A 7,189-nucleotide genomic window follows, 5' to 3' on the forward strand; every position below is an offset into this window, starting at 1 on the left:
GTCGTGAGTGATTTGGGTCGTTAGAACGACCCAGATCACTCACGACCACCCCGACCAGCGCCTCATCCGCCCACCTCGCTCAGCGGAGGATTACACCTCTGGCCTCAGCAGCATCACCAGCTACGAGGATGGCGCGTGAAGGCCCCCTTCCCTCGGCTCAGCCGAGGAAACTCGACCTTCACACCTTCCCCAAGGCGGACAGAAGACGGTCAACCTCGCCGTTGGGCAGGCACCCGCGCCACCGCACCCAGGTACTTCGGCCAGCTCGACAGCTTGTTCATCGTCCATTCCAGCGGCCCGCGCCCGACGAACTTCCGCCACAGCACCGCGGCGGTCAGCGCGACCACCGAGAACTCGACGAAGTGCGGCACGCTGAAGATCGAATCGCCGTCGCTCTCGTCCCACAGCAGCGCGATGGCCACGAAATGCAGCACGTACGCGCTCAGCACCCGCCCGCCCAGGTCCGAAAGCGGCCGCAGCACGCGCTCGAACCTCGGCATCAGCAGCTGGCAGCCGCCGATCACCGCCGCCGCGACCCCGATTGAGATCAGCAGGTCGAACGGTGTGTACGAGGTGCCGGTCGGCAGCAGTTCCCAGGCCCAGCTGGTGGTCGGCGGCGTGCCGTGGATCCAGGTCTGGTGCAGCCGGAAGAACTCCGACGGCGTCATCCCGGCCTGTGCGGCGGCCGGCTCCAGCGAGCGGTAGACCGCCTGCATGCCGCCGAGCGGCCCGGTCGCGACCCACGAGAAGAAGTACCCGCCCACCGCGAGCGCCGAGCCGCCGAAGAACAGGCGGCGGCACACGCTGCGCGAGGTCAGGTCCATGCGGCCGATCGACATACCCGCGAACACGTACGCCATCAGCGTCAGCGCGGGGAACGTCCCGGTCAGCACCAGCACGGTCGCGGCCCTCAGCAGGCCTGTCGACGTGACGTCGTCCGCGGTCAGGTCCGGTGCGAAGAACAGCAGGTCGCGGGGCAGCAGCCGCACCCTGACCAGATGGGACAGCAGCGGCGCGACCACGGCGGTGACGACCGTCGCGATCGCCAGCGCCTTCGCGCTCGCGCGCAGCCACGGGATGACGATCAGGAAACAGGCCCCGTAATAGGCCAGGATCACCATGTAGCCGGTTTCGAGGCTGGTCAGCCATAGCCCCAGCGCCACCAGCAGTGGCGCGCGCGTCGCGAGCTTGAGCGCGACGCGTGTGCGGTCACGGCCCTGTTTGGGGTGGCGCCCGCCGGACATCAGCGCGATCGAGACACCCGCCAGCACCGCGAACAACGCCGCGGAGTGGCCTTCAAACGGTTTGAACAGCACCCCGGCGCCGCCTTTGGCGGGATCGGGGCCGACATGCACCGCGTACATGCCGAGTACGGCCAGGCCGCGGGCGACGTCGATACCGGTCAGCCGCCCCGCGGCCCGTTTGCCTTGTCCGGGAACAGTGCGCGCGCTGTCGACCAGCGCGCGGTCCATCACAGTGACGCCGTCCACCTCATTTCTCGGCTAGCCCCCTGCCGTCCCCGCCTTAGCGTGACGATCAAATCTGAGAGCCAGCTGAGACACAGCGGTGACGCCACTGTGACATCGGACTATTACCCGATCGGGTTAGTTAGCCACCAACGGCGAAGCCGACCTTGCGGACATCCGACGGCGCGATCTCGACGTAGGCGATCCGGTCGGTGGGCACGATGTACTTGCGGCCCTTTTCGTCGTCGATGCGGAAGATCCCGTCACCGGTCGTCAAGGCGCTCGCCACCAACTGCTCGACCTCGTCGGGCGACTGGATGCTCGACACCACGAGCTCTCGCGGTGTGTCCTTGATGCCGATCTTGACCTCCACGTGGGACCTCCGCTTGAAAGTTTCGAAATCACTGGTCCGCCAAGGCTAGCCGAAGTGAACTCAGCCGAGCCCCAGCACCTGCATGCGCTTGGTGTGTCCTTGCTGCAACCGGCGGAACAGCGCGGCGATTCCCGAAAGATCGCCCGAACCTTCGACGATCAGTTCGGCCAGCCCGTCCCGCTCGGCGACGACGTACTGGGCCTGCGTCAGCGCCTCGCCAAGGAGACGGCGGCCCCACAGCGCGAGCTTGTCCCGTGCCTTGGGGTCGGCCACGATCCCGGCCGCGACCTCGCGCTCGGCGAACGCCGAATGCCCGGTGTCGGCGAGCACGGTGAGCACCAGGTCCTTGGTCTCGGGGTCGAGCCAGCTGGCCATCTCGCGATAGAGGTCCGCGGCGAGCCCGTCACCGACGTAGGCCTTCACGAGCGACTCGAGCCACGAGCGCGGCGCCGTGGAGGCATGCCAGGCGTTGATGTGCCCGACGAACGGCCGCATCGCGTCTTCGATCGCGACGCCGTGCCCCGCGAGGTGCTTGGTGAGCAGGTCGTAGTGCCCGATCTCGGCGGCCGCCATGGAGGCCAGCGCGGCCCGGCCGGACAACGTCGGCGCGGTGCGCGAGTCCTCGGCCAGGCGATCGAAAGCGGACAATTCCCCATAGGCGAGTACGCCGAGCAAATCGACTACGCCCTCGCTGATCTGCTTTGCCTCCGTCACGGCGACGAGAGTATCGCCGAACACACTCCCCAGGTGGTGAAGAGACCGATCCCACCTCCCCTGCGCGGCGGGGACTATCCTAAAACCGCAGACCAGGTACACTGGCGACCGGATACGACGGATCTTCCGTCCCGGATCGGGGCGCTGCTGCGGCTGAAGGACAGCCGGTGTGGCCCTGATCAGCACAAGAATGATGTGCGTGCACGCCATCCTGCGGCATTCCCACGAAGGGCCGCTTCAGCGCCAGTAGCGCGGAGCCGAGCGAATCCTCGTGGTCGAGTGTCGATCGGTGACCAGGGCAGTGCGCGCTGGTCACGAGAGAGGCGAGCACCCTGACCACGAACGAATCCACAACCGAACAGAACACCACCGGCGTCCCGGAGGCAGTCGCGCTGGAGCACAGCGAGACAGGCCCGGCGGCACTCGACGTGTCGCATCCGCTCCAGGCGGGCGCACCGGTGGAACCCGAATCCCCCTCCTTCGCGTCCTTCGGCGTCAAGCCGGAGATCGTGAAGGCGCTGAGCGAGGCCGGGATCGAGCGCACCTTCGCCATCCAGGCCTTGACCCTGCCGCTGGCCATGGCCGGCGACGACCTCATCGGACAGGCCCGTACCGGTATGGGCAAGACGCTGGGCTTCGGCGTCCCGCTGCTGCACCGGGTCGAGGTTCCCGGCGACGGCACCCCGCAGGTGCTGGTCGTCGTGCCGACCCGTGAGCTGTGCGTCCAGGTCGCGAGCGACCTCAAGGGTGCGGGCAAGCACCTCGGCATCCGCACGCTGGCCATTTACGGTGGCCGCCCGTACGAGCCGCAGATCGCGGCGCTGCGCAGCGGCGTCGACGTCGTCATCGGCACGCCCGGCCGCCTGCTGGACCTGGCCGAGCAGAAGCACCTGGTGCTGGGCAAGGTCCGCGGTCTGGTGCTGGACGAGGCCGACGAGATGCTCGACCTTGGCTTCCTGCCCGACATCGAGCGCATCCTGCGGATGGTCCCGGACAAGCGGCAGACAATGCTGTTCTCGGCGACCATGCCGGGCCCGATCATCACGCTGGCCCGCACGTTCCTCACCCAGCCGACGCATATCCGCGCCGAGGAGAACGACGCCGGCGCGATCCACGAGCGCACCACGCAGTTCGTCTACCGCGCGCACTCGATGGACAAGCCCGAGCTGATCGCCCGTGCGCTGCAGGCCGAGGGCCGCGGCCTCACGATGGTTTTCACCCGCACCAAGCGCACCGCGCAGAAGGTCGCCGACGAGCTCGTCGAGCGTGGGTTCGCCGCGGCCGCCGTACACGGTGACCTCGGCCAGGGCGCTCGCGAGCAGGCACTGCGTGCGTTCCGCGCCGGCAAGGTCGACGTGCTGGTCGCCACCGACGTCGCCGCCCGCGGTATCGACATCGACGACGTCACGCACGTGATCAACTACCAGACGCCGGAGGACGAAAAGAACTACGTCCACCGCATCGGCCGCACCGGCCGCGCGGGCCGCACCGGTGTCGCGATCACCCTCGTCGACTGGGACGAGGAACCGCGCTGGAAGCTGATCTCCGACACCCTCGGGCTCGACATGCCCGAGCCGGCGGAAACGTACTCGTCGTCGAAGCACCTGTTCAGTGACCTCGGCATCCCCGAGGGCACCGTCGGGCGCCTCCCGCTGTCGAAGCGGACCCGCGCCGGTCTTTCGGCCGAGGTCGAGGAAGACCTTGGCGGCAAGCGCCGTGGCCGCGGCCAGGGCTCGGGCGCTGGTACAGGCCCGAAGGAAGAAGAGGCTCCCCGCAAGCGCAACCGCACGCCGCGCAAGCGGACCCGCGGCGGCGCCGACTCGGCGGCCAAGATCGAGGCCGCGGACGCCGCTGCTTCCGCCTCCGCGGACAGCACCGACAGTGCCGAGGGTCAGGGCGAGGGCGCTTCCGAAGGCCGCACTCGTGCTCGCCGCCGCAGCCGTGGCGCCGCGAAGCCGAGCCCTGAGGTCAGCGGTCCGGCGGTGGAGAAGGAAGCGGGCGACGGCGCCGAGCGTCCGGCCCGCCGACGCCGCCGTCGCCGTCCCTCGGCGACTTCTGATACACCTTCGTCGGCAGACTGAGCACCTTCAGATCGCAGACATGGGGAGCTAGGGGCACGTGAGCGAACCTTGGGACGCCGCGCCGGGCAACGATCCGGCGCGGCCCGTGCCCGCTGAACCCGAACAGAAGCCGAACGGCAGCGAGCCGGAGACCGCCGAGGCCTCGGCCACGATCGGCACCGAAGACGTCCTGGACGCCGAACCCGCTCCGCCGGTGGCCGCCGAGCCGCCGCCGGGCGGGAAACGCGCCCGGCGTTCGCCGTGGAACCGCGGCCGGGATCGCGTGGCCGTCGCGGTGATCATGGTGGTCGTCGCGGTCACCGCGGTGGTCATCGGCGTGAACAGCGACAACGCCGCGACGGTCGCACAGGTCGCCGCGACCCTGCCGCCCGGCCTCCCGCCTGCCCCGGCGGAGGTCCCCGGCTCGCTGACCGAACTGTGGCAGGCACCCAGTTCGTCGACGCCGGTGCCGATCGGGGAAGCCAACAACGTCGTCACCGCCGACAAACGCGAGGTGCTGGGGCGGGACCCGTACACCGGGACCGTCCGGTGGCGCTACTCGCGCGATCTCGAACTGTGCACCGTCGCGCTCACCGGGATCAAGGTGGACGCGGTGTACCGCAAGGACACCGGCTGCAGCGAGGTCACTCAGCTCGACACGGGCACCGGACGCCGCACCGCGCAGCGCAACGGTGACGCCGAACTCGGCACCCGGCTGGTCGTCGACGGCTCACACGTGACCACAACCGGCAAGAAACTGCTCAACACGTGGCGTGACGACCTGGTCAAGAGCATGGAGTACGGCGAGGTGCCGGTCATCGTCCAGCCGAACAAGCAACCGCGGAAAGGCTGCGCGTACGGCACGGTGGCGGCCGCGTCGGGCAAGATCGGCGTCATCGAACGCTGCCCCGGCGACCCGGCCGACCGTTTCACCGTCTACAAGGCGACCAACGACGAGGCCGACGAGCCGAAAGTCGACTACAGCACCGTGCTCGCCGGGAAGAACGCGAAACTCGTCGCGATGTCCGGCGACTTCGCGCTGATCGTGCTGCCGGAACAGAAACTGCTGGTCATCTACGGCGGTGACGGTCTGCAGAAGTCGGCGTACCCGCTTGACGTCCCGGACGCGGACATCACGCAGGACCCCGTAGGCGGCGTCATGACGACCGCGTGGACCGCGCAGGGCATGTACTGGTTCACCGGTTCGAAGACGATGGCGTTCTCGCGGGACGACCTCACGCCGCGCTGGACGCTGAAGAACTCCGTCGGCCCCGGGGTGACCTTCGGGGAGCAGCTGGTCGTGCCGATCCAGGGCGGACTCGCCGTCCTGGACGAACTGACCGGCACCACGATCCGCACCGTCGGCGTGGACCGGCACGGTTACACCGGCCCGGTCCAGCTCTCTTCGGTCGGGCCCGTGCTGCTTGAGCAACGCGGCACCACGCTGGCCGCCCTCAAGTGACCACCAGGCGATAGCAAAGGTCCCTTGCTCTCTTTTCGCAGGTCAGACGGCCTGAGGAGAGCAAAGGTCCCTTGCTCCCCCGCTGTCATCGCGTCGTCGAGGTAGTGGCACGCGGTCGGCCGAGCTCTTTCCAGCACCATTTACCGCCCTCACCGGCGAGCGTGCCGGCGGCGGTGCGGGTTCGCCCTTTGATGCTCAGCGTGACGGCCACCGTGTACTTGGTTTCGGAGACCTTCGTGAACTCGCTGAGGCTGGCGTTCGACACGTCGCCGACCTGATCAATGGCCTGGTCGATGTCCTTCTCCGCGTTCCCGCACTTGAGCGCCGTCAACGCGGTCTTGTCGTGGGCGTTGATGCCGTCGACGATCGCCTGCGCGGTCGCTTCAGGGCCGGCCGCTTTGTCGGCCTTGTCGTCGCCGAGGAAGAACCCGGGAGCGACGAACCCGGTGATACCCAGCGTGACCAGCACCACGACAGCGGCGGCGACGCCCACCAGCAGACCGGTCTTGCCGTTCTTCGGTGGCGCGGGCGGCCCGCCGAAGCCCTGTCCGTACTGCTGCTGGTTCTGACCGTATTGCTGTTGGCCGTAGCCGGGGTGCTGCTGCTGGGGATACTGCTGCTGGGGGTACGCGCCGCTCTGGTCGTAACCGCCCTGCTGGTACTGCTGCCCGGGGTGTTGCTGTTCTGGGTACTGCTGCCCTGGGTACTGCTGTTCCGGGTGTTGCTGCCCTGGGTACTGCTGTTCTGGGTGTTGCTGCCCGGGATACTGCTGCCCTGGGTACTGCTGTCCGCCGTGGCCGTCGCCGGGCTGTCCTGGCTGGGGTGGGTAGGTCATCAACGGTGTCCTTCGTTCTTCGCCATGCGGCAGCGTGTTCGTCTACGACGTGTCCAGTGAGCCACAGTTTCGCCGCCACCGGTCCGCTTTTCCGCGCAGTGGCACTTTCCTGCCGTGCTCAGCCTTCCGCGGCGATCACCAAGACGCATAACGCCGGCACGAAGTACATGAAGGCCCCCTTCCTTGCGCCTAGCGCAGGGCCCCGGCAAAGTCGGTGTGGGCCTGGATGAGGGCAGGCACGGTCTCTGGTTGATCATGTGGTGTGTCTAGGACCCCATG

The 7,189-nt window shown here is 68.3% G+C and carries 6 protein-coding genes; 2 read left to right on the top strand and 4 right to left on the bottom strand.

Annotation, left to right across the window (positions count from 1 at the left end; all coding sequences use genetic code 11):
* Positions 1–209: 209 nt before the first annotated feature.
* From AB0M65_RS39530 to AB0M65_RS39540, 3 genes are all read right to left on the bottom strand, one after another.
* Complete coding sequence (locus tag AB0M65_RS39530; RefSeq protein WP_364040330.1) at positions 210–1,490, bottom strand: heparan-alpha-glucosaminide N-acetyltransferase domain-containing protein; 1,281 nt, start codon at positions 1,488–1,490, stop codon at positions 210–212.
* 118 nt (positions 1,491–1,608) lie between these two features.
* Complete coding sequence (locus AB0M65_RS39535) at positions 1,609–1,839, bottom strand: DUF3107 domain-containing protein (protein ID WP_364040333.1); 231 nt, start codon at positions 1,837–1,839, stop codon at positions 1,609–1,611.
* 60 nt (positions 1,840–1,899) lie between these two features.
* Positions 1,900–2,553 carry a ferritin-like fold-containing protein gene (locus AB0M65_RS39540; protein WP_364040336.1) on the bottom strand — a complete coding sequence of 218 codons (654 nt, stop codon included), beginning with the start codon at positions 2,551–2,553 and terminating at the stop codon, positions 1,900–1,902.
* Between the two features lie 458 nt (positions 2,554–3,011).
* Between AB0M65_RS39540 and AB0M65_RS39545 the strand changes: the two genes are divergently transcribed.
* Complete coding sequence (locus AB0M65_RS39545) at positions 3,012–4,634, top strand: DEAD/DEAH box helicase (protein WP_364040339.1); 1,623 nt, start codon at positions 3,012–3,014, stop codon at positions 4,632–4,634.
* 37 nt (positions 4,635–4,671) lie between these two features.
* Positions 4,672–6,075 (top strand): hypothetical protein, encoded by a 1,404-nt coding sequence (locus AB0M65_RS39550; protein WP_364040342.1) that lies wholly within the window; start codon positions 4,672–4,674, stop codon positions 6,073–6,075.
* 85 nt (positions 6,076–6,160) lie between these two features.
* Here AB0M65_RS39550 and AB0M65_RS39555 read toward each other — a convergent pair whose 3' ends face one another.
* Positions 6,161–6,910, bottom strand: a complete 750-nt coding sequence (locus AB0M65_RS39555; protein ID WP_364040345.1) for a hypothetical protein — start codon at positions 6,908–6,910, stop codon at positions 6,161–6,163.
* Positions 6,911–7,189 lie beyond the last annotated feature (279 nt).

It is taken from the genome of Amycolatopsis sp. NPDC051071 (genome assembly GCF_040682875.1).
Lineage (GTDB): Bacteria > Actinomycetota > Actinomycetes > Mycobacteriales > Pseudonocardiaceae > Amycolatopsis.

What these genes read in the sequence shown, in the direction of transcription:
- AB0M65_RS39555 (WP_364040345.1), bottom strand. Translation starts at nt 6,910, where the DNA reads ATGACCTACCCACCCCAGCCAGGACAGCCCGGCGACGGCCACGGCGGA.